This is a genomic window from Paenibacillus maysiensis, from assembly GCF_000520815.1.
In the GTDB taxonomy this organism is placed as follows: Bacteria; Bacillota; Bacilli; order Paenibacillales; family Paenibacillaceae; genus Paenibacillus; species Paenibacillus maysiensis.
Genome location: NZ_ASRY01000099.1, coordinates 1 through 21,960, shown reverse-complemented (window position 1 = coordinate 21,960; position 21,960 = coordinate 1). Strand labels below are relative to the sequence as shown.

Sequence of the window (21,960 nt, the reverse complement as noted above, 5' to 3'; positions counted from 1 at the left end):
CAATGACCGGATCATTCGACAAGACATCAGCGGCAGAGTGGGCGGAGGGAGTAGCCTTTGCTATGGAAGCCGGAATGGTCCAGATTCCCTATGCCCTGCTCAAGCATTACCAGACGCTTCGGCTGACGGATGGAGAAATGCTTCTGCTTATGCAGTTGCTTGCTTTTAAACAAGCCGAACGCAATGAATTTCCAACCTGGGAGCAATTGCAGGCCCGTATCGGATGTACAGCGAACGAAATTGCACTCCATTTCAGCAAGCTGATGAAGGAAGGTTTTCTGCGGATTGATACTGTGGAGGACCACAACTCATCCGTGCAATTTGAACGCTACAATCTAACGGGGCTGTACCGTAAGCTGGCGGAATGTATGATACCCGAGCGCACGGAGCACAACGATGACGATGATATTTTGTTTGCTGGGAAACCGGATGTGCTGAATGGGATATCGGAATCCTCACCTTCAGAGGAACGGAATTTGTTTACGATTTTCGAGAAGGAATTCGGCCGACCGTTGTCACCGATGGAATACGAGACGATCACCAGTTGGGTGGATCAGGATCGTTATCCCGAGGAGCTGATTTTATTAGCTTTGAAGGAAGCGGTGTTTGCAGGGAAGGTGCATTTCCGGTATATTGACCGCATTTTGCTGGAGTGGAGCCGCAACCGTGTCCGTAATGCACAAGATGCAAAGGAATACGCTCAGCGTTTCCGTGGCGGCGGACGCAGTTAAAGTGATAGACTGAGATTTTCAGGCAGCAGAAAGATTTATATGCTTGGTTAAAGTAACTAAAAGCTAAACGTATGTAAGTAAAATATTCTAGCATACAGCAGCTTTAGTGATAAAGGACACGCCACTCCAGCAGGAGGGTGTGTCCTTTTTTAAATATTTTTTCGGAATATGCAGGGGGAAGAAATTCTCCGGCGTCTATAGTATTGGGAAGGGGGAGAGCGTCATTGATATAGAGAGAATCATTGAACGAATACGGTCTGGCGACCGGCAGGCGTTCCGTGAGATGGTAGAGCTGTACAGCAAGCATGTGTATCATGTGGCCTATTCGGTACTGCATGATAGCAAAGAAGCGGAAGATGCCGCGCAGGAAGCGTTCGTTCAGGTGCATAAGTCTCTCCCCCAGTACCGGAACGAAGGCTTTAAAACGTGGCTGACCCGAATTGCGCTCCACAAGGCGCTGGATATCAAGCGCAAACAGGACAGACGGCCCGCAGAGCTTATAGATGTGACAGAAACCCTCGTACAGCTCCCTTCCCGGGATGAGGATGTGCTGGTCCGTCTGATCCGCGAGGAACGAAATGTGGAACTATCGCAAAAAATTGCCCAACTGCCCCAGCAGCATCGGGATATTATCCAGGCCTATTATATGCAGGGCAAAACATATGACCAAATTGCAGAAGAGATGCAGGTAGCCTTAAAAACGGTGGAGTCCAGACTCTACCGGGCACGGCAGTGGATTCGAAATCACTGGAAGGAGGAGGAATGGCAATGACTGACCAACATGATAAACTGTGGACTGAAGGGCATATGAATGACTGGCACGCCTATATTACAGGAGCTTGCACGACAGAGGAATCTGAACGGCTGGAAAAGCTTCTGCTGGAAGATGAACAGGTGCTGGTTTTATATCTTGCCGCACTGGAGCAGTTAGAATCGACATTGGACGATTGTTCTGCCTGGATGGATACGGAGCGCTTCACAGATCATGTAATGGCTGCTCTTCCCGATATGGAAGCAGAAGCGAGTCAAGTGATTTTCAAAAAACGTCGTTGGTTTGAAAAGCCTGTGTTTCATTATGTTGTTGCGGCAAGCCTGACATTGATTTTGCTGTCCAGCGGTGCTTTTGACAAAATGATGCCGCAAACCGGCGGTAAGCCTGTTCCTCCGAAAGAACGCGTCTCTTACAGTGAAGAGGTCATGCGGGCTACGACAAGCTGGCTGGACAAATTAAAGCCCTAAAATAAATTAAAGTGGCAGAAAAAAGGTTTAATTCAAACCTCCAGATGAGATTTTATCAAAATCCCAAGATTAGAAAGGAAGTGTAGCGGTGCCTTATACGGAACGAAGCAAGCTCCTGGCATTTCTGTTGAACATTATTCCCGGTGTGGGACACTATTACTGGACCAGAAAAGCCAATGCGTTTGTATACACCATTTTGTTTTTCGGATGTCTGGCGGGAGGATTATTTTTTTCGGTGGTTTCAAGCGACGAAATGCCTTTATTGGCCAGTATGTTTGTTGCCGCTCTTTTTTGGGGGCTCAGTATGCTGCATATCATTATTAGCTTGTTGCGTTATGATCCTCGTGCAGTCGCTGCTCCATATCCCCCTCATGCAGGCCCCAATCCATATGGCTTTTACTCTCAAAGTAGGCCTTTTGGAGATGCAGGTTTAACGGGAGAGGTACCGGAGGGTGCAACAGACGCAGATATGGATGCACCGAGAGCAGGTATGGGTTATGGTACAGGCTATAGCTATTATGAACAAGGACACTACGGTGTGGCAGGATCGCCTGCTTTTCAAAAAGGATCGGACAATGAACGCTTTTTTACGATTTTGCTGTCGTTCATCCCTGGATTGGGACACCTCCATTTGGGGCTGATGCAGCGTGGGTTGTCTTTCCTGATGTCCTTCTTTGGCTTTGGAGCGATTCTCGTTTTTATTACCAGCATTACAAACGAATCCGGATTTTTGGCGTTTGCGGGCGTGCTGCCGATTATTTGGCTGTATTGTATGTTTGATGCGGTGCAGCATGTACACCGTAAACAAGCGGGAGAAATTCTTCAGGATCGAACCTTGTTTGAAGAACTGGAGCATGGAAGAGTCGAGGGGCGGCGTAGCAAAATGCTGGCTACCATTTTATCGGTATTTCCCGGGGCGGGACATATGTATATCGGTCTGCAAAAAAGGGGTCTTCAGCTCATGCTTCTGTTCTTAGGCGGCATTTACGTGCTGGATGTGCTGCATTTGTCCCTCTTTTTGTTCCTGATCCCGGTGGTCTGGTTTTACAGCTTTTTTGATGCATTGCAGCAAGTAAGCCGTTATGGACGGGAACCGTTGATTGACAAGCCTGTGATCGGTATGTTTGCACAATATCACCGTTGGGTAGGCTTGGGGTTGCTATTGCTGGGCGCCTATTACATCTTGATCAACGTACTTGTTCCTACTCTGGATCGTCTGTTTCCGAACAGAGAGATTTATAATTTGGTTGACATGTATCTACGGACGATCATCGTATCCTTATTGTTGATTGGCGGTGGTATTTGGATGATGATCGGTAACTCCAAATCTAAACGGGTAAAGGAGAAACAATAGGATGGATACTGAGTTTTCAAAAAGTGAGGCTCCCTTTAAGGGAGTCCATCATCCTCATAGCGATACAGGAGGCTCCACAGGCATATTCGGTACATCATCCAACAAAAGCAGCTCCTCCAAAACACCAAACGCCCCGGCAGGGGTATGGAAGGTCGGGAGACTGTCGATGGGACTTTTTCTGGTCTTGTTGGGAGGGGTAACGTTTGCCTCCAAGTTTTGGGGAGCGGGCATATTGGATCAGGCATTGACGTGGTGGCCTGTCGTTTTTGTTCTGCTGGGACTCGAAATTTTAATGTATACGGCGTGGAAAGGGACACGTGAGCGCATTCGTTATGATCTGTTCAGTATGTTTATTACGGCGGTCCTGGTTTTTTGCTGCATCGGATTTGCTGTGGTCAGTTCACTGGGACTTACTTCGCAAGTCAGGGATATGATGAGCTCGGTTCAGGAAACAAGGGTCCTTCCTGATTGGCATGAAAAACTGCCTGTCGGAGTGACCAAGGTGATCGTGCAGGGTGAAAATCCCTATGCGGTCAAAATTGACGCAACCACCTCACCAGAGGTGCATGTATTCGGAAGTTATGTCTATACAGGCAACGAGGATGAACTAAAAGGACAGGAACTGTATCAAACTAAGCATATCGGAGATACGCTGTATGTGCTACTCAGCCAAATCCCGACACGTTTTATGCAACCCCAGCATCAGCTCGACGTTACGATTGCTGTACCCGAGGGGATTACGGTTACCGTACGCGATAATCAGGGAAATATAATTGAAAAATAGAGAGACTCTTCGGCTCCGGCTTTACATCCTGCGTCATTCACGCGATACTAGAAGGAGAAGCTTCAATAGAAACCCAAAGTGCTTGTGAACTGCTCATTTAGTGAGTGGGAACCTGCGGGTGAACATGGGTATGCTTAATCTGAATGTAAATGCGAATGTGAGCAGGAAAGAGGGAGAAACCATGATACCATTAAATCCTGATACGCTTACCGGGCGTGAAAATTATAAGCTGTTAAGCGGAAGCATTATCCCAAGGCCAGTAGCCTTTGTGACGACACTGAGCAGCGAAGGGGTGCTGAATGGTGCGCCGTTCAGTTATTTTTCCATCGTAGCTTCCGAGCCGCCGCTGCTGTCTGTGTCCGTGCAACGTGTCGATGGGGTGTCCAAGGATACAGCACGTAATGCGATGGAGCAAAAAGCCTTTGTCGTTCATATTACGGATGAGGACAATGTGGGCGCGGTGAATGTGACGGCTTCCCGTCTGTCGCCGGAGGAAAGTGAAATCACACTAGCCGGACTTACGCCGATAAAAAGTACAAAAATCGCGGTTCCTGGCGTGGTTGAAGCGAAAATACGCATGGAATGTGTCCTGGAGCAGACGATACCGCTGGGGGGCACAGAGGGCGCACCTGCCTGCGATCTGCTGATCGGGCGCGTGGTGCAGTATCATTTGTCCGAGGAAGCGTATCAAAATACATACATAATCGCCAAGGAGCTGCGTCCGGTGAGTCGTTTGGCCGGGAATGATTATGCAAAGCTGGGAGAGCAATTCAGGCTGGAGCGCCCCCAATAGGGGACGTTGCTTTTTACAGCATAAAGGGTTACGATTATAAAAAAATAGCACGGGAGCCTGCGGAAGCAAGCTGAGAGTACGACTATTCTGTCGTAGACCGTATGAACCTGTTGGATAATGCCAGCGCAGGGACCTTAGTGTAGGAACACTCTGCTTTTGCATAGTGTTTTTTTGTTGTTTCATACACTTGAGCATGTGCATGCTGAAAACCATATCTCTCGGCTGGAAAGAAGCGCAGGCTCCTGTCATCAAAGGAGCAGGGTTCGTTTGATATTGAAATTCATTTTACTTTATACCAAAAATCAGTTTCAGGATGAGTGGCAGAATTGGAAGCGGCAAGGTGTTGTCAGGGGGCTACAGCTATGACCCATACGGTGCACAAAGCATTGACCATTGCAGGCTCGGACAGCGGAGGGGGCGCGGGCATACAGGCTGATTTAAAAACCTTTCAGGAGTTGGGCGTGTACGGCATGTCTGCCCTGACGGGAGTTACTGCTCAAAATACACGTGGTGTACAAGCTGTTCATCCTGTCCCTGTTGCCATGGTGGAAGCTCAATTACAGTCCATAGGTACAGATTTACCACCTGATGCCGTTAAAACGGGTATGCTCGTGAGTGCTGAGGTCATTCGTCAGGTGGCCGCGCAAATTCGCCAGTTTCGGTGGCCTAATGTTGTCGTAGACCCGGTAATGATCGCCAAAGGCGGAGCTTCTCTACTTCATGACGAGGCAGTGGAAACGCTAAAATCGTATTTGTTACCGTTGGCGAAGGTAGTCACCCCAAACTTTCCGGAAGCGGAAGCGTTGACAGGCTTAACCCTCTCCAGTCGTGAGGATGCGAAGGAAGCCGCTCGAATGCTGGCTGATTTGGGGACCAGCTACGTGATCATCAAGGGAGGGCACAGCACGGAAGCGGAACGGTCCGTGGATTTGTTGTTCGACGGGCGCGATTTTACCGAACTGGACGGCCCCCGAATTCATACCCCGCATACCCATGGAACGGGCTGTACCTTTTCGGCGGCGCTGGCGGCTGGATTGGCGGCAGGACGCAGTGTACCCGAGGCGGTGCAGACGGCCAAGGCTTTTATACAGGCGGCGATTGAGCAGGGCTTGGGTATCGGCAGTGGGCATGGACCGACGAATCATTGGGCATGGAACGCACGCCGGACAGGAGAAGGAGCGTCTGTGTGGAGCAGAGCAATGAGGGAGGAACAAAGCGATGCCAAGAGTTGATATAGAGCGTATGCGGGAGCATCTGCGTCTTTATTTGGTCATGGGCAGTATGAATTGCGGCCGTAATCCGCTGGTGGTTTTGGAGGAAGCGTTGCAGGGAGGTGTGACCCTTTTTCAATTGCGTGAAAAGGGTGAGGGCTGTCTGACGGGAAGTCGCTTGCACGAATTTGCTCAAGCCGCCCGGAGGCTGTGTCATCAGTATAACGTTCCATTTCTCGTCAATGATGATGTCGAGCTTGCTTTGGCTGTGGATGCAGATGGCGTCCATCTCGGACAAGATGACGAGCCGGCAGACCGCGTTCGCTCCCGAATGGGCGACAAAATCATCGGCGTATCGGTACACAGCCTAACAGAAGCGGAGCAGGCGGTACGCGCTGGCGCTGATTATGCGGGCGTAGGACCGATGTTCCCGACTCGTTCCAAGCCGGATGCACATCCTGTGCAGGGACCGGAGCTGGTCCGCAGGCTGCGTGCAGGTGGTGCTAGCCTTCCGCTGGTAGGCATTGGTGGTATTACAGCGGACAACGCTGCCAGCGTCCTACAGGCTGGAGCGGACGGCATAGCGGTCATTTCAGCCATCTCATGGGCAGAAGCCCCCTGTGAGGCTGCACAAAGCCTGAGGAGCATCCTTTCTCGCAGCGTGCTATAATTACATGAAATGATCAGAGTTTATTGAAAAGCAGTGCAAAATAATATGCCGGGATTGTGATAGGATATGGTTGTCTGCGACGGCTACCATGCGGGCGTGCTTTTTAATGAGTTACAGCTACGGGCGAATACTTGTGAGTAATGGTTACCAAGTAAATAACTAGAGACTCTATCCCGCTTATATAATCAGGTTGATTCCATAATGATAGAAAGGCAGTCCGGGACTTTATATACACGTCCAAGGCTGCCTTTTCATTTAAAAAAAGAGAACGCTCCCCCGCTTTCGCTTAGGCTACGTTCTCTGTGTTCACTTTGCACTTTCTAATTAAAGCAGGCTCAAGTATATAAGCTGAACTCGAAAAATGAACATCAAAACGAAGTAGGTGGAATGGTGCTGTACAAGCGAAGTGGTCGCTTTTGTCCCCGGATCTCTACCTTTATCATAGGTTTTATTTAAGAAATCCGGGGGCGGTGGCGATGGGAAGCACCATCCGACTGCGCAGTGGCACAATAGGTAACTTTTGAGTTCAACTTATATATCAAGTTGCTCTTCAAACTAAAGTCTCAGCAGCAGGGAGCGGTACGTCGTTTCAAACAAAAATTCAAACGCCTCCAGATGCTTTTTAGCTTCAAACACATCACGCCCCCACGCATAAATGCCGTGGTTGCGCAGCAAGATCCCCGGCACCTGATCATTCAGCACACCCGGCACCAGTTTGGCAATCGCAGCAATATCTGCGTAATTCGGCAGCACGGGAATGTCAATCGCAGCATTTTCCTCCCAAATATTAAAAGCCTTAATGAGTTCAATGCCTTGTACAGGTACAGAGCCACGTTCCCCGTAATATTCGGAAATGAGATTGTTAAAAACAGTATGCACATGGAAAACGGCTCCGCAGCCTGTGAGGCGGTAAATTTCGCAATGAATCAGCGTTTCGGCGCTCGGCTTGAGGTTTGTAGCTTCTACCGCTTTTCCGTGCTGGTCCACGAACAGAAAATCCTCCGGTGTCCGCTTGGTTTTATCCTTGCCGCTGGCAGTAACTGCAAAATAAAATTGTTCAGGATGAAAATCCCTGATCCGTATCGACAAATTGCCGCTCGTGCCGGGGAACCAGTTGCGAGATGCGAATAGCTCCTTGACATCAGCGAGTTCTTCCAGTGCGCGGCGTTTTTCTTCCAATGTTATGTCTGCCAAGCTATAGCTCATTTACAGCACCCCTTGCTCCTGCTTTTGCTTTAAATCCTTAATAATGTCGTCAAATGTTTCAAAGGGCACATGTGGTACGCCTAGCTCCTGGCACTTTAAAGTCAGGTGCGAGCGGGAGTACACGAGGTCGGCAATTTTGGCTCCTTCAAAATCCGTCAGGCTGTCCCCGATCAAGATTCGTTCGTACTGTTCAGCAGGGTATTGGCGAATCACGGTTGTTTTGCACATACCGCAGTCGTTCGTACACGGTTCCTGACATGTATGCGGCCACGTAATCTCAATATGATTCCCCGAGAAATTGGCACCATTGCAGTAAACGTGATCCTGTGGAATGTCGAAAGGCTCCAGCAGAGGATCAATAAAGAAATCAATACCACCGCTGGTGACAAAAAATTCAATATCCTGTTCCCGTACATAGTCCAAAAAACGGGCAAAGCCCTCGCGTATACCAGCTTGTCCAAGTACATAAGAGATGATTTCATCTTTTTGCGCCGAGGGCATCAGAGCGAACATGGCACCAACGCCTTCACGAATAGACGTGTGTCCGTTCACGATATCATGCATGATGGCCTCACAGCCCGCAGGCTGAAAATGCTTCATAATGGCGACAATATTGTCGCTGTTCGTAATCGTACCGTCAAAATCGCAAAAAATAACAGGTTTCTTTGCTGTACTCATCGTTCGCCTCCCCACGTGTCGAGCGCGGATTGCAGCTCGGGGTGCGTGCGGGCGTATTCCGGCAGCGGCACAGCCAGACGCACAGCTTCAATCGCCTGCACAAAGGCGCGCCCACCTGCTTCGGTGCCGAGCGGATGGCCGTGAATGCCGCCCCCAGCGTTCACAACAACATCTGTACCGAAATCACGCACAATTAACGGCACCAGTCCGGGGTGAATCCCTGCGGATGGCACAGGCATGCTGGCCTTCAGCGGCAGCTCAGGGGTGATCAGCTCATCGCGGATCGCCATGTTTTCCTCACGCGGCATCGTAACCGAGCCGTAAGGAGAAGGGAAGAGCACGAGGTCGGCCCCTGCCAGTCGCATGAGCTGACCGAGCAGCACTGACGCCGAAATACCATAATGCGGCGAAGGATAAGCAGCACCCGCCAACGAAGGGTGGGCTGCAATCGGCACCGAGATAGTGGGATCGCTGCTCAGTTCATGCAGCACATCGTAGCCGTAGGCCAGCACGTTGAACAGCAGGGCATTTGCGCCTGCGTCGATGGCCTTGAGGGCTTGCGCTTTGAGCTGTGAGGTTGGTCCAGTTAAATTAGCGGCGTACAGCAGCTTTTTACCGGTTTCACGCTCAGCGGCTTCGGCGGCTCTGATGCAGACTTCGACGCGTTTTTCAATCGGCGTCAGCGTATTTTCAAATAAAATCTCGTCGTCCTTGATCAGATCGACGCCGCCCAGGGCTTGTCGGGTAAACTGCTCGCGCAGCTCGTCCAGATTAAGGCCAATCACCGATTTGAAAATGCTCATAAGCAGTGGACGGTCATACACGCCGAGCTGCTCACGCAAGCCGCTGATGCCGAACTTCGGCCCCGGAAAAGCGGAACGGAATGCTTCCGAGAAGCCCAGCTTCGTCAGCTTGATACGGCCGTCCATCGAAATTTTGCCGAAGACCGTCACCAGCAGTGCGGGAATGTCCCGGCTAAAATTGACATCCGGGTAAGCGATGGTCAGGTCGGCATACCGTTCACCGGGACCTCCATCGTGAACGTCCACGGATTGAACCGAGCCGAGATGCTTTTGCATCGCGTCCCGCTTGGCTTGCGGAAGCTCGGTCCAGCTACCCACCGTCATGCCGATGGCAATGGATTGGGCCTTTTTGTTAAAATCGGTTTTGTCATCGTATACCCGGTAGGTCGCCAAGCAATAGCTCATTCAATTTCCTCCTTTAGTACAGCTCCCATCTCGCGGGATCGTTCAGCGCAACGCTGTACCGCCGCAATTACCGTTTCGTAGAAATCGCCTTTGTCCAGTGTATCCAACGCAGCTACCGTGGAGCCGTTGGGTGACATGATTTTGTGGCGCAGGGCAGAAGGCTCCTCCCCGGTTTGTTGTACCATGCGTGCCGCTCCAAGTGCGGTTTGCACTGTCAGTTCGTGCGCTTGCTCAGGAGTCAAGCCACCACGGATTCCCCCGGCAATCATGGCTTCCATCAAGTAGTAGACATAGGCAGGACCGCTTCCGGAAATCCCGGTCAAAACATCCATTTTCTCTTCTTCTATAACCGTCACCGTACCCACAGATTCGAATATTGTAAGCACGTTTTTACGCTGGTCTTCGCTAATCTCCTTGGAAAAGCTGATGCCTGTGGCTCCCAATCCAATCGAGCTGGATGTGTTCGGCATCGTTCGGGCGATGGGCTGCTTGCGACCGAGCAACGTTTGCATCGTACGAATGGACAGTCCGGCGATCACCGAAATGATCAGCTGTCCATCGGACAGGAGCGGGCCGAGCTGCCCAAGGGCTTGTGCAGCATCCTTGGGCTTCATGGCAAGCACAATCACTGGAGAACGGCGCAGCAGCTCAATTTTGGCGGTATCCTCAGTTTGGAACAACACCCCATATTGCTGTTGAAGTTCCTCCAGGCGAGCCTGATTGCTACGGTTGATGACGGTAATACCACCACGTTTGACAACGGAACGGGCCATCATCCCGCGAATAATAGCCTCTGCCATCGAGCCTGCTCCGAAAAACGTAATTTGCTCTTGAATTAAAGCCTTTGTTTGTGACTCACACATGGTTTCATAACCTCCAAGGATACGGATTGATAAATGATATTATTCCCTGATTTGTCCAGTACCGTACACACGATATTTGGTTGAAGTCAGTGCAGGCAGTCCCATTGGACCGCGAGCATGTAATTTTTGCGTACTGATCCCGATCTCGGCACCAAATCCAAACTCAAAGCCATCCGTGAAGCGGGTGGAGGCATTGTGATACACGGCTGCCGCGTCCACTTCTTGCAGAAAACGTTCGGCATGGGCTTCATCTGCGGTCACAATACACTCCGAGTGCATCGTACCGTACCGGGCAATATGCTCCAGCGCTTCGTCCAAATTGTCTACTACCTTGACGTTCATAATGTAATCATTATACTCGGTGCCATAATCCTCTTCCGTGGCTGGAACAGCCCAGGGAGCCAGTTTCCGTGTCCGTGCGCAGCCGCGCAGCTCGACCCCGGCTTCACGGAAGCGTTCTGCCAAACTCGTCAGATGTGCCTGTGCATAATCCGAGTGAACGAGTAGGGTTTCCATGGAGTTACATACGGACGGTCTTTGTACCTTGGCGTTCAGCGTAATGGCCTCAGCCATTTGTGTATCCGCCGTAGCGTCCAAAAAGGTATGGCACACACCAGCTCCGGTTTCGATGACAGGCACGGTAGCATTCTGAACAACATTTTGAATAAGCGAGCGCCCGCCGCGTGGAATGATCACATCCAGTAAACCGTTCAGTGTGAGCATTTCATTGACAGAGGCGCGGTCTGAATCTTCAATGAGCTGAAGCGCATCGCGAGGTACAGCAGTTGTGTCCAACGCCTGTTGGAGAACTTCAATAATTTTACGGTTGGAAAACAGGGCAGCCGAGCCACCACGAAGCACAACCGGATTTCCTGTTTTCAGACACAGGCCCGCAGCATCTACCGTCACATTAGGACGCGCTTCATAGATGATGCCGATGACACCCAGCGGCACACGTATTTTCTCAATACGCAAACCGTTTGGACGTTCGATATGCTCCAGCGTGTCACCGACCGGATCAGGCAGCTCCACAATTTGGCGTAAGCCTTCGGCGATGGACCCGATTCGGTCCTCGGTCAGCTTGAGGCGGTCGAGCAACGATTCCGACGTTCCTAGTTCCCGTCCACGCTCCAAGTCGTTTTTGTTCGCTGCAATCAGCTCTTCCGTATGATGTACCAGTGCTTCAGCCATGGCGAGCAGCGCTTCGTTTTTTTGTGCTGTCGTCAGTCGGTTCATGACCCCGGCGCTTTTTTTGGCCAGAGTTGCTTTGGCGCGTACTTCACTAAACTGTCTTTCATCTGTTGTGGCTGTGTTCGTCGTTAATTCACTCATGTTACGGCCTCCCCGCATTTATAATGTAATCCATTCATCCCTGTGAATCACCTCAAGGCGGTGAATGGGACCGATCTTGCCCACAACCTCGCCGCTTGGTAATCCTTGTACGCTTCGAAGCTGTCCATCGTCATAATTGACAATGCCGCGCCCCAGCACCTTATTTTCCGGCCCCAGCACCTCAACGACATCTCCAGCATGAAAGCTGCCTTCCACGCGCCGTACGCCAACGGGAAGCAGGCTATGACCGCCATTCACCAGCGCTTCCTCAGCTCCCTGGTCTACATGCACCGTGCCGAGCGGCGTCGACATGAAGCCAAGCCATTGTTTTTTCATCGGGAGGGAAGAGAGGTGGGTGTCAAAATAAGTCCCCGGTCCGTGTCCCTCCACGGCTGCATCCAAATCGCCGTCTGCGTTGACGCGTCCTACAAACACAGGCACACCGCCGCGTGTGGCGACTTTGGCAGCTTCGATCTTGGATCGCATACCGCCAGTCCCTACGGCTGACCCGGAACCTCCAGCCAATGCATAAATTTCCTCGGTAATCTCGTCGATGCGTTCAAAACGTACGGCGTTCGGATGCTTGCGCGGGTCTGCCGTATATACGCCATCGGTGTCCGTAATGATAATCAGATGCTGCGCTTTGACCAGATTGGCAACCAGCGCGGACAGCATATCGTTATCGCCGAATTTCAATTCGTCAATCGATACAGTGTCATTTTCGTTAAAGATCGGGATAACCTGCTGGCGCAACAATTCTTCTACGGTCATTCCGGCATTGTTCATTCGTTTGCGGCTCAAAAAGTCACTACGGGTTAGCAGAACCTGCGCGATCACTAGGTCAAAATCTTTAAAAGCCTGCTCATAGGCCTGCATGAGAAGAGCTTGGCCAACAGCCGCTGCCGCCTGCTTTTCATGCAACAGTTTGGGCCGAAAGGGGTACCCAATCTCCCGGAATCCGGCGGCTACTGCGCCTGATGTAACCAGCAGCACTTCATGGCCTTTTGCACGAAGTCCGGCGATTTCGCGGGCAAAATAAGCAATGGCTTCCCGATTCAAGCCCCCCTCGACTCCAGTTAAGGAGCTGCTTCCGATTTTAATGACGATTCGTGTTGACAAGACGTCCACTTCCTTAATTTGTACTCTTTTTAATATACAAAAAAACTTTCATCCTTTATATGCAAAGGACGAAAGTCTGTGCTTCCGCGGTACCACCTTCATTGATGATTCATGATCATCCCACTTGAACCTGTTAACGGCAGGAACCGCCTGACTGCGCAGGGCGCTCGGGGATAGGAGTTGGGAGAGGGTCCAGGTAAATTCTTGCAGCCTATCGGAATTTACTCTCTGAACAGGACGGGTCTCTCTTAATAGTCCCTTCAACGCGCTAAATGATATTGGTAACAGAATACCATGAAAAGGTCTGGTTTGGCAAAGAGGTTGTAGCTGGAAAATACGGCTTAACCAAACAGGCTCAGCTTGCCAATTCGTTCAACCGCCTCGGTCAGTCGAGCTTCCGAGCTTAGCAGCCCCGCCCGCACATATCCTTCGCCGCCGTTACCGAAGCCGATCCCCGGAGCTACAGCTACCTTGGCTTCCCGCAACAGCAGATCGGCAAAGGAAGCCGAAGTATAGCCCTGCGGCACAGGCAACCAGCTAAAAAAGGAGCCGCTTGGGCGCGTCGCCTTCCAGCCTATTAGCCCAAGTGCATCATAAAAAGCGTTACGGCGCGATTCATAGCGTGCAACCAGCTCGCCCACGCAGTCCTGCGAGGACGTCAGAGCGGTCGCCGCCGCTGACTGAATACCGCCAAACAGGCTTACATACATATGATCCTGAAGCAGATTAATCATCGAGATAATTTCGGCATTGCCGAGCGCGAAACCGACGCGCCAGCCCGCCATATTGTACGTTTTGGACAGGGTATAAAACTCAATCCCTACGTCCTTGGCCCCCTGGGCTTGAAGGAAGCTCACTGGACGTTCACCGTCAAAGCCAATAGCACCATAGGCAAAATCGCTGGCAACCACAATACCATTCCGTTTCGCAAATTCAACCGTATCCTCATAGAAGGAAAGAGGTGCAATGGCTGAGGTTGGATTATTCGGATAATTGAGGAACATCAGCTTGGCTCGGCGGCGGTCTTCCTCGGAAATAGCCTCATAATCGGGCAGAAAACGGTTCTCTTCCTTTAATGGGAGAAAGGACATTTCCGCTTTAGCCAAGGCTACGCCAGACCAGTAATCCGGGTAGCCGGGATCAGGCACGAGACACAGATCTCCGGGATTGAGTAAAACTTGCGGTAGCTGCACCAAGCCTGTTTTTCCGCCAAACAGGATGGCGACCTCAGTTTCCGGGTCGAGTGTCACACCGTAATCCTCCTGATAGCGCTGTACAACGGCTTCCTTGAGAAAGCTGTAACCGCGAAAAGGCGAATATTTATGATACAGCGGGTTATCCGCTGATTCTTGCAAAGCTTTTACAATATGAGGTGGGGTAGGTGTATCCGGGTTCCCTTGTCCAAGATTAATGACATCATGCCCTGCCGCAATTTCACGGTTTACATTTTGTACGAGTGTGGCAAAAAATTGAGTTGGTAACTGTTTCATCACATCAGCGGAGGGGATGGAAAAATTACTCATCATTTCACACGACCTTTTGGAATGGTTTGAGTATTAATTTATCATGATTTAACCAAGTTGTATAGAGGGGATTGGTCTTATGCGGTTGCGTGGCCGAGTCTGATCGGGCTATGATGGGGGAAATTGCCGGACAAGCGAGCATCGGAAGCTCCGGTTCACAAGGAGGATGAACGATTTTGACGTATCATGAAGCTCAGCCGTTCAGTGTTGCACTCATACAAGCTCATATTGAGCTGGGGAATCCCCCGGAAAACCGCAGTCATATTCGTACGTTAATGGAACAAGCGGTGACAGCCGAATTAAAGCCGGACCTGATTGTACTGCCAGAAATGTGGAACACAGGGTATGCGCTGGACCGCATTCATGAGCTGGCGGATCAGGAAGGAGTGGAAACCCGCGAATGGATATCGGCATTCGCTTCTACTCATCAGGTGAATGTGGTAGCCGGATCTATCGCGGAGAAGAAAAGCGACGGTCATGTGTACAATACGATGCTCGTTTTTGACCGATCCGGTGCAGAGGTTGCTTCGTATTCCAAGATTCATTTGTTCCGGCTTATGGATGAAGAAAAATATTTGCAGCCTGGCGAGGAAAAGGTTTTATTCACGCTGGATGGAGGGATTCAGGCGGGTGCGTCGATCTGCTACGATATTCGTTTTCCCGAGCTAGCCCGTAATCTGGCCCTGTCTGGCGCAAATGTGCTTGTCGTACCTGCGGAATGGCCACATCCCCGGCTTCATCACTGGCGTACGTTGCTGACTGCACGGGCCATTGAAAATCAAATGTACGTCATCGCCTGTAACCGGGTAGGACGCAGTGGAGATACGGATTTCTTCGGACACTCTCTCATTATTGATCCGTGGGGAGAAATCATTGCCGAGGGCGGAGAGCAGGAGGATATCATCACAGGAACAATTGAGTCAGCCTTGGTGCAGGACGTGCGTGGGCGCATACCGGTGTTCGAGGACCGTCGTCCTTCTCTGTATGACCGTTAAATAAATATTACTATTCCTGTTTCAGATACAGCCCAAAGGTGTATTATAATAGTATCCCGACACCAGGAGGTTGATAACGATGGATAACCAAAGTAGATCCGAACTGGCGAATAGGGATGGCCTGTCACGGCCGAGAGGCTTAAATAGACAGGTTGTCGGCAATAATCACGAAATGGGCTATGATCAGGATAAAAGTCCACCAGATTCAGGGCGACCCTGATCACGATAAGGCGAGGACAGGCACTTTGGGATCACACAGCACATTGGAACTGAGGTAGGACAATCTTGGGAAACCAGGGCATGAGACCTTATGGAAAGAAGTGATGCGGGATGGATAAAGTGGAGTTTCCGAGCAAGGTTAAGGTAATCAGGCGAGGCTGACATGGAATTCAAGGGAACATGAAATAAGGTTCGTTGAAACCAGGTGGAGCAGCATAGCAACATTGTAATCGAACCTAATGGAACTGAACATTAAATGTGTAATGTGTAGGGGTGTAGCCCCAGGACCGTCTTCTTCTCTGGCTTTGGCCGGGGAGGAAGACGGTCTTTTTACGTGAGAACTACTTTTGGGAAAGCTGTTTGACCGTTTCGCGGAAGGTTTCAATAAAAGCCTCAGCAGCTTTGGATAAATAACGTCCATTCCGATATGCAATGGCTAGTGTACGGCTTGGTGTCGGTTCAGCCAGTGGCAGCAATGCTGGAACAAACTCGCTGCTGGCGGCCCGGGCGATAAAACGAGGCACGAGTGTCACCCCCATCCCTGTCGCTACGAGCGATTGAAGGGTTTCCATATTGGTGCTTTCAAACACCACATTCGGCTCAAAGCCCGCTTGATGACACAAGTCCATCGTCAGCTTTCGGAAGCCTTGCCCTTTTTTCAGGACGACAAACGGTTCGTCTTTCAGCTCTTCCAGATGCACTGGCTGTGGCTGGTCACCGTTTTTGCGCAGAGCCAGCGGGTGACCCGGGGGAACAGCGAGATCAATCCATTCTTCACCGATAGGCACATAGGAAAGTGTCGGCTCTACTAACGGGAGAGAAAGCAGGCTGAGATCGGTATCGCCGCTGGCTGTTTTTTTCTCCAGATTCATGGATGAATCCTCGACCAGAACAATTTCAATGTCCGGATGAGCTTTTTTAAATACAGGCAACACATGGGGCAGCAAATGGGAACCCGTGATAGGCATACTGCCGACGACGACCTTCCCCTTGCGCAGCTGAGAAATATCGTCCATTTCCTGCCGGAGCTGCTCGACTGCATCGACGATCTTTTTCGCTTGTTCCACAAAGCTTGCTCCTGCATGCGTTAATTCCACCGCACTTGTATTGCGTTGAAATAACAGGACCCCTAGCTCTTTCTCCAGCTTGGACAATTGCTGGCTCAGGGAAGGCTGAGCAATGTGCAGTTTTTCCGCTGCACGTGAGAAGTTTTTTTCCGCTGCAATTTGCAGGGTGTATTGAAGCTGTCTGAATTCCATCGAGTTTCGGACTCCTTTTATCATCGTATCTTATAAGATTTACCTATTGGATTATAGAGTGATTATACAATATTTCAATCAAAATCCCAATCCCATTTAACTCCATATTTCACAATTTTTATATAGATAAAGCGTTTTTTCGCAAATAGAGTCTTTTCTGACGGGCGATGGGGAGGATGCAAGCTGGAAAATCCCTATGCTTACTTTTATCCGATTTTTATCCGATGCCAAAGAAGGCAGCACTGAACGGTGTTGTCGTATATAACGGCGTTGATTACTTTGTACCACAGCAGGCGGTTGATTTGATTCAATAATAAGCATGATTAGAGCTGTTTCTTGCATAAAGGAGGAGACAGCTTTTTTGTTGCGGTAAATATGTATTTTTTGCGGCAGATGCTGGAGTTGACATTCAGAAAATGGGATTTTTTGTGAAGCTAGTCACGTTTTATTCCCACCGATGTTGCTAAAATAATACATGTACGGTACAAGCTGCTGACAACGTGGAGTCCAGAGGGACAAGGGAAGAAGGGATGAGTCACGGACGAATTATTACTGCGTCTGGCTGACGGCAAGGAATGGACGCATACGGAAATGACGGAGCTGCTGGCACGTCTGGAGGAAGAACCGACGGTGCGGGCACAGTTACGAAAATTGGCAGCTCGCATCAAAATGGAGCGTTACGGCAAAGGTGTTTTTTTACGTGGATTAATTGAGTTCTCCAGCATATGTCGCCAGGACTGCATGTATTGCGGGCTACGTGCCTCGAATAAACAGGCGGCTCGCTATCGTTTGCGACCGGAAGAAATTTTGGCCTGTTGCGCGGAGGGGTATGAGCTGGGATATCGGACCTTTGTACTGCAAAGCGGCGAAGATTACTGGTTCACGGCAGCACGGCTGGCGAAGCTGATTCGGGAGATCAAAAGCCGTTTTACCGATGTGGCGGTTACATTGTCTATTGGTGAACGGGATGATGAAACCTATGAGCTACTATACGAGGCGGGGGCGGACCGCTTTTTGCTACGGCATGAGACAGCTTCACCGCATTTGTACGCCAAGCTGCATCCGACGATGACGATAGAAAGCAGGCGCAGTCGACTGCTCGCGTTGCAGCGAATCGGATTTCAGATCGGGGCTGGATGTATGGTGGGGTTGCCCGGACAAACGAACAGTGATTTGGCAGACGATTTGGTCTATTTGCACAGTCTATCGCCGGATATGATCGGGATTGGTCCGTTTTTACCGCATAGCAACACGCCGCTCCGGGATGCCGGTCAGGGAAGCATGGAAAAGGCACTGGATATCGTTTCGTTGTCCCGGTTGGTCGTCCCAGACGCGCTAATTCCAGCATCCACGGCGATGGGAACGATTCATCCCCAAGGCCGGGAGAAGGCGCTTCAGGCAGGGGCGAATGTAGTTATGCCCAATTTGTCACCACTCGCGGTGAGGCCGAAGTATGCCATTTATGAAAATAAAATATGTTTGGGCGATGAATCTGCCCAATGCAGACATTGTCTGGAGCTGCGCATCCGTGGAGCGGGGTTTGAAGTCGATATGGGACGTGGCGATAGTCTGAGGGTACAACGACAGCTCATGAGTCAATAAAAGAAACAGTAGTTAACCATAAGGATTTTGCGAAATCCTCACCATAATAAGGGAGATGGATCTACGTGAGTGAAGTACGGGAAAAAGTGTCAGCGGATTTCATTAATGAGGCAGAGATTATGGCAGCGGTGGAGCAGGGAAAGCAGGAAGCAACAGATCGAAATCGTATTTTAGACATTTTGGAGAAGGGAAGAGCTTGCCGGGGGTTGAGTGCAACTGAAGCGGCGGCTCTTTTGCATGTGGATGATGCTGAACTACTGGAAGAAATGTTTAGATCGTCACGGGCGGTGAAAGAGCAGATTTACGGCAATCGGATTGTGCTGTTTGCCCCCCTTTATGTAAGTAACCACTGTGTCAATAACTGCGAATACTGCGGCTATAAGCATACCAATGATAGCTTTACCCGCAGCCGTTTGACACCGGAGGAACTGGTCGAGGAGGTCAGAGTGCTTCAGGAGTTGGGGCATAAGCGCCTCGTACTGGAAGCGGGGGAAGATCCGCTCAATTGTCCGATTGATTATATCGTCGATTGTCTGCGTCAGATCTATGAGGTTAAAGTGGACAATGGCAGCATACGCCGAATCAACGTCAATATTGCTTCCACAACCGAAGAGGACTATCGGAAGCTGGCAGAGGTAGGAATTGGTACGTATATTTTGTTCCAGGAAACATATCATCGTGAGACTTATAGCAAGTTCCATTTGCAAGGTCCAAAACGTAATTATGATTGGCATGCAACGGCTATGGATCGGGCCATGAGCGCAGGTATAGATGATGTGGGTATCGGTGTGTTATATGGTCTGTACGATTTTCGCTATGAGACTGTGGCGATGCTGAAACATGCTGAACACTTGGAAGAAGTCTTTGGCTGTGGTCCTCACACGGTTTCGGTTCCACGGTTACGTCCGGCTGAAAATGTGGATCTGGAGCGCTATCCGTATTTGGTCGATGACGAGGATTTTATGAAAATTGTGTCCGTTCTCCGGCTGGCTGTACCTTATGCAGGTATGATTTTGTCTACACGTGAAGAACCGGAATACAGAGACCGCGTTATTGGTCTGGGTGTGTCACAAATTAGTGCAGGTTCAGCTACGGGTGTAGGGGCATATGCAAAACAGGATTCGGAAGATAAACCTCAGTTCGAGGTCGGGGATCATCGTTCGCCGATGGAAATCATCAAAAGTCTGTGTCGTGGAGGATATATGCCAAGCTATTGCACAGCCTGCTATCGCGAAGGAAGAACCGGAGATCGGTTCATGGAGCTTGCTAAATCAGGGCAGATTCACAATGTATGCCAGCCGAATTCGCTGCTGACTTTTCAGGAATTTCTGTTGGATTATGGAGATGAAGAGGCACGTGAGCTGGGAGCTGAAGCCCTGCGTGATAATTTGGAGCGCATCCCGCATGAGTCGACACGCCGTTTGACACTTGATAAGCTGGGACGCTTGGAAGCGGGCGAGCGGGATTTGTATTTTTAGAATATCGATCTTCTCTTTGGAATTGGGCAAATAAAAAGCAGCCGCGTGAGAGTCAGCGCGGCTGCTTTTGCGTGTATGGGGCGGAATTTGTTGCTTCAATGATTCGTCTCATTCAGGAATGGCTGCCAGCACCAACGGCTTGCTCCCATGCCAGCATAGCGGATGGGAAGCATTCGATGGCACGGGGGAAGACTCCCTGAACATAGGCGATGAAAATACCATAGTTCACTATGGGTACCCCGGCGGCTTCCGCTTCTGCCATCCGGTGAAGCATGGTACGTCGATTGAGCATGCAGGCCCCGCAGTGAATAACCAGCGCATATTCGCTCAGATCGGCAGGAAAGCTGGAACCGGATGCGTGCTCGATGATGAGACGTTTACCTATCGTTTGACGGAGCCAACGGGGGATTTTCACACGACCGATATCGTCAGACTGACATTGGTGCGTGCAGGCTTCAGCAATGAGTACGCGGTCACCATCCTTGAGACGGTCAATGGCTCTTGCACCTCGTACGAGTTCGTCAAGGTCACCTTTATGACGAGCGAACAGGATGGAAAAGGAAGTCAGGGGCACATCCTTGGGAGTGTCTGCTGCTACCTTCATAAAAGCCTGTGAATCGGTAATGACCAAGCGAGGCTTGCGTCCCAATTGCTCCAGCGTTAGTCGTAGCTCATGCTCTTTGGTCACTACGGCGATGGCGTCGCTTTCCAACGTATCACGGATCGTCTGCTGCTGTGGCAGAATCAGTCGGCCTTTGGGCGCAGCTTTATCGATCGGAACGACCAGCACGACAAAATCGCCGGGTGACAGCAGGTCACCAACGATACGGAAACGATCCTCATTTTGGGGAAGGGCATCAATGATGGCCTTTTTCAGTTCCGTGTCTCCCCATAGCTTAGAGGCACTGAAAGGAATGAGGGGTAAATCCAGTTCAGCCTTTAGGGTTGCGGTCATTTTCTCTGCCTCTGCCATGATGTCCGTCTTGTTTAATACACCAATGACGGGAATCTTCTTGGCATGCAGCTTTTCGAGTAGCCCATGTTCAAATGCGCTAACCCCAACAGCAGCATCGATGATTAGCAGCGCCAGATCCGTGCTATTTAATATTTCTAGCGTTTTGTTGCGGCGCAGCGCTCCGATCTCACCCTCATCGTCCAGTCCGGCGGTATCCACCAGAACAATGGGGCCAGCAGGGAGCAACTCCATCGGCTTGAAAACCGGGTCCGTGGTCGTTCCTCCTACGGGAGATACCACGGCGGCGGGCTGGCCGGTCAGGGTGTTCAAAATGCTGGATTTGCCAGCGTTGCGGCGACCGAGCAGGGTGATGTGCGGTCGGTTGCTACGGGGGGTATCATTCATTCCCAACGTGAATTCCTTCTTCCTGCCCTGGAATTCCGGGCTTAGTTACTGTATAGGGATGACACAATTGCTCAATGCGCGAGCGTGTCAGCAGACCGCGTTCTTCGGCAATATCCTCCGGTACGCGGCCCTGGGCAATGGCTGCTGAGGCGATGGAGGCAGCTTCATCATAGCCAAGCTCCGCGACCAGCGCAGAAGCCATCACAGCGGAGTTACGCAGGTTAGCTGAACAGCGTTCCTCGCTTACGATCAGACCGCGCACACATCGTTCCTCGAACAGCCGAACCGCGCCGTCCAGAATATGTAGCGATTCCAGCAGCGATTCGGCAATCAGCG

General features: G+C 50.6%; 21 protein-coding genes and 1 pseudogene. 12 read left to right on the top strand and 10 right to left on the bottom strand.

Annotated elements, in window-relative coordinates; translation table 11 throughout:
* Nucleotides 1-2: 2 nt before the first annotated feature.
* The 8 genes from L696_RS0106980 (at nt 3) to thiE (ending at nt 6,782) form a co-directional block, all read left to right on the top strand.
* Nucleotides 3-731 (top strand): DnaD domain protein, encoded by a 729-nt coding sequence (locus tag L696_RS0106980; RefSeq protein ID WP_049827301.1) that lies wholly within the window; start codon nt 3-5, stop codon nt 729-731.
* A gap of 139 nt (nt 732-870) precedes the next feature.
* Nucleotides 871-1,503 carry an RNA polymerase sigma factor gene (locus L696_RS0106975; RefSeq protein WP_280740128.1) on the top strand — a complete coding sequence of 211 codons (633 nt, stop codon included), beginning with the start codon at nt 871-873 and terminating at the stop codon, nt 1,501-1,503.
* On the top strand, nt 1,500-1,970 hold the full coding sequence (locus L696_RS0106970; RefSeq protein WP_025683003.1) for a hypothetical protein: 471 nt from the start codon (nt 1,500-1,502) through the stop codon (nt 1,968-1,970). Before L696_RS0106975 ends, L696_RS0106970 begins: the two co-directional genes overlap by 4 nt.
* Before the next feature lie 88 nt (nt 1,971-2,058).
* Nucleotides 2,059-3,324: a hypothetical protein gene (locus L696_RS0106965; protein WP_025683002.1), complete on the top strand. Its 1,266-nt coding sequence runs from the start codon at nt 2,059-2,061 to the stop codon at nt 3,322-3,324.
* A gap of 1 nt (nt 3,325) precedes the next feature.
* Entirely contained in the window at nt 3,326-4,108 is a 783-nt protein-coding gene (locus tag L696_RS0106960) for a hypothetical protein (protein WP_025683001.1), read from the top strand.
* A 181-nt stretch (nt 4,109-4,289) separates the two neighbouring features.
* The gene (locus L696_RS0106955) at nt 4,290-4,901 is read left to right on the top strand and encodes a flavin reductase family protein (protein ID WP_025683000.1); all 612 of its coding nucleotides are present in this window, start codon (nt 4,290-4,292) and stop codon (nt 4,899-4,901) included.
* Nucleotides 4,902-5,263: 362 nt separating this feature from the next.
* The gene (gene thiD / locus L696_RS0106945; protein ID WP_049827300.1) at nt 5,264-6,133 is read left to right on the top strand and encodes a bifunctional hydroxymethylpyrimidine kinase/phosphomethylpyrimidine kinase; all 870 of its coding nucleotides are present in this window, start codon (nt 5,264-5,266) and stop codon (nt 6,131-6,133) included.
* Nucleotides 6,120-6,782: a thiamine phosphate synthase gene (gene thiE, locus L696_RS0106940; protein WP_025682998.1), complete on the top strand. Its 663-nt coding sequence runs from the start codon at nt 6,120-6,122 to the stop codon at nt 6,780-6,782. Before thiD ends, thiE begins: the two co-directional genes overlap by 14 nt.
* 555 nt (nt 6,783-7,337) lie before the next feature.
* On the opposite strand, the gene L696_RS0106935 is transcribed toward thiE, so the two are convergent.
* The 7 genes from L696_RS0106935 to L696_RS0106905 all read right to left on the bottom strand — a co-directional run bounded on the left by L696_RS0106935 (nt 7,338) and on the right by L696_RS0106905 (nt 14,711).
* On the bottom strand, nt 7,338-7,988 hold the full coding sequence (locus L696_RS0106935) for a methylthioribulose 1-phosphate dehydratase (RefSeq protein ID WP_025682997.1): 651 nt from the start codon (nt 7,986-7,988) through the stop codon (nt 7,338-7,340).
* A complete protein-coding gene (locus L696_RS0106930) occupies nt 7,989-8,666 on the bottom strand; it encodes a 2-hydroxy-3-keto-5-methylthiopentenyl-1-phosphate phosphatase (RefSeq protein WP_025682996.1) in 678 nt (225 codons plus the stop codon). It lies immediately after the preceding gene.
* On the bottom strand, nt 8,663-9,874 hold the full coding sequence (locus tag L696_RS0106925) for a 2,3-diketo-5-methylthiopentyl-1-phosphate enolase (protein ID WP_025682995.1): 1,212 nt from the start codon (nt 9,872-9,874) through the stop codon (nt 8,663-8,665). The genes L696_RS0106930 and L696_RS0106925 overlap by 4 nt, the downstream gene beginning before the upstream one ends.
* Nucleotides 9,871-10,737, bottom strand: a complete 867-nt coding sequence (gene proC / locus L696_RS0106920) for a pyrroline-5-carboxylate reductase (protein ID WP_025682994.1) — start codon at nt 10,735-10,737, stop codon at nt 9,871-9,873. The genes L696_RS0106925 and proC overlap by 4 nt, the downstream gene beginning before the upstream one ends.
* A 39-nt stretch (nt 10,738-10,776) precedes the next feature.
* Nucleotides 10,777-12,069, bottom strand: a complete 1,293-nt coding sequence (locus tag L696_RS0106915; RefSeq protein ID WP_025682993.1) for a glutamate-5-semialdehyde dehydrogenase — start codon at nt 12,067-12,069, stop codon at nt 10,777-10,779.
* Between the two features lie 18 nt (nt 12,070-12,087).
* Nucleotides 12,088-13,188: a glutamate 5-kinase gene (gene proB / locus L696_RS0106910; protein WP_025682992.1), complete on the bottom strand. Its 1,101-nt coding sequence runs from the start codon at nt 13,186-13,188 to the stop codon at nt 12,088-12,090.
* 341 nt (nt 13,189-13,529) lie between these two features.
* Entirely contained in the window at nt 13,530-14,711 is a 1,182-nt protein-coding gene (locus L696_RS0106905; protein WP_025682991.1) for a pyridoxal phosphate-dependent aminotransferase, read from the bottom strand.
* A gap of 176 nt (nt 14,712-14,887) precedes the next feature.
* On the opposite strand from L696_RS0106905, the gene L696_RS0106900 reads away from it, so the two are divergent.
* Nucleotides 14,888-15,706 (top strand): carbon-nitrogen family hydrolase, encoded by an 819-nt coding sequence (locus L696_RS0106900; protein ID WP_025682990.1) that lies wholly within the window; start codon nt 14,888-14,890, stop codon nt 15,704-15,706.
* A 79-nt stretch (nt 15,707-15,785) separates the two neighbouring features.
* Nucleotides 15,786-15,926, top strand: coding sequence for a hypothetical protein (locus L696_RS31150; RefSeq protein ID WP_162833909.1), 141 nt, complete (start codon nt 15,786-15,788; stop codon nt 15,924-15,926).
* Between the two features lie 340 nt (nt 15,927-16,266).
* Here L696_RS31150 and L696_RS0106890 read toward each other — a convergent pair whose 3' ends face one another.
* Nucleotides 16,267-17,184: a LysR family transcriptional regulator gene (locus tag L696_RS0106890; RefSeq protein WP_025682989.1), complete on the bottom strand. Its 918-nt coding sequence runs from the start codon at nt 17,182-17,184 to the stop codon at nt 16,267-16,269.
* A 558-nt stretch (nt 17,185-17,742) separates the two neighbouring features.
* On the opposite strand from L696_RS0106890, the gene hydE reads away from it, so the two are divergent.
* Nucleotides 17,743-18,786: a [FeFe] hydrogenase H-cluster radical SAM maturase HydE gene (hydE, locus tag L696_RS0106880; protein ID WP_280740129.1), complete on the top strand. Its 1,044-nt coding sequence runs from the start codon at nt 17,743-17,745 to the stop codon at nt 18,784-18,786.
* 65 nt (nt 18,787-18,851) lie between these two features.
* Nucleotides 18,852-20,264 carry a [FeFe] hydrogenase H-cluster radical SAM maturase HydG gene (gene hydG / locus L696_RS0106875; RefSeq protein ID WP_025682987.1) on the top strand — a complete coding sequence of 471 codons (1,413 nt, stop codon included), beginning with the start codon at nt 18,852-18,854 and terminating at the stop codon, nt 20,262-20,264.
* A gap of 112 nt (nt 20,265-20,376) precedes the next feature.
* Here hydG and hydF read toward each other — a convergent pair whose 3' ends face one another.
* Complete coding sequence (gene hydF / locus L696_RS0106870; protein WP_025682986.1) at nt 20,377-21,630, bottom strand: [FeFe] hydrogenase H-cluster maturation GTPase HydF; 1,254 nt, start codon at nt 21,628-21,630, stop codon at nt 20,377-20,379.
* A pseudogene (locus L696_RS28320) lies at nt 21,617-21,960 on the bottom strand (aspartate ammonia-lyase); the annotation flags it as partial. The gene hydF and the pseudogene L696_RS28320, both read right to left, overlap by 14 nt.

Coding starts and splice junctions, on each gene's coding strand:
- L696_RS0106905 (WP_025682991.1), bottom strand. CDS start 14,711: ATGAGTAATTTTTCCATCCCCTCCGCTGATGTGATGAAACAGTTACCA.
- L696_RS0106980 (WP_049827301.1), top strand. CDS start 3: ATGACCGGATCATTCGACAAGACATCAGCGGCAGAGTGGGCGGAGGGA.
- proC (WP_025682994.1), bottom strand. CDS start 10,737: ATGTGTGAGTCACAAACAAAGGCTTTAATTCAAGAGCAAATTACGTTT.
- thiD (WP_049827300.1), top strand. CDS start 5,264: ATGACCCATACGGTGCACAAAGCATTGACCATTGCAGGCTCGGACAGC.
- L696_RS0106935 (WP_025682997.1), bottom strand. CDS start 7,988: ATGAGCTATAGCTTGGCAGACATAACATTGGAAGAAAAACGCCGCGCA.
- L696_RS0106955 (WP_025683000.1), top strand. CDS start 4,290: ATGATACCATTAAATCCTGATACGCTTACCGGGCGTGAAAATTATAAG.
- L696_RS0106930 (WP_025682996.1), bottom strand. CDS start 8,666: ATGAGTACAGCAAAGAAACCTGTTATTTTTTGCGATTTTGACGGTACG.
- L696_RS0106925 (WP_025682995.1), bottom strand. CDS start 9,874: ATGAGCTATTGCTTGGCGACCTACCGGGTATACGATGACAAAACCGAT.
- L696_RS0106890 (WP_025682989.1), bottom strand. CDS start 17,184: ATGGAATTCAGACAGCTTCAATACACCCTGCAAATTGCAGCGGAAAAA.
- thiE (WP_025682998.1), top strand. CDS start 6,120: ATGCCAAGAGTTGATATAGAGCGTATGCGGGAGCATCTGCGTCTTTAT.
- L696_RS0106915 (WP_025682993.1), bottom strand. CDS start 12,069: ATGAGTGAATTAACGACGAACACAGCCACAACAGATGAAAGACAGTTT.
- L696_RS0106960 (WP_025683001.1), top strand. CDS start 3,326: ATGGATACTGAGTTTTCAAAAAGTGAGGCTCCCTTTAAGGGAGTCCAT.
- L696_RS31150 (WP_162833909.1), top strand. CDS start 15,786: ATGGATAACCAAAGTAGATCCGAACTGGCGAATAGGGATGGCCTGTCA.
- L696_RS0106970 (WP_025683003.1), top strand. CDS start 1,500: ATGACTGACCAACATGATAAACTGTGGACTGAAGGGCATATGAATGAC.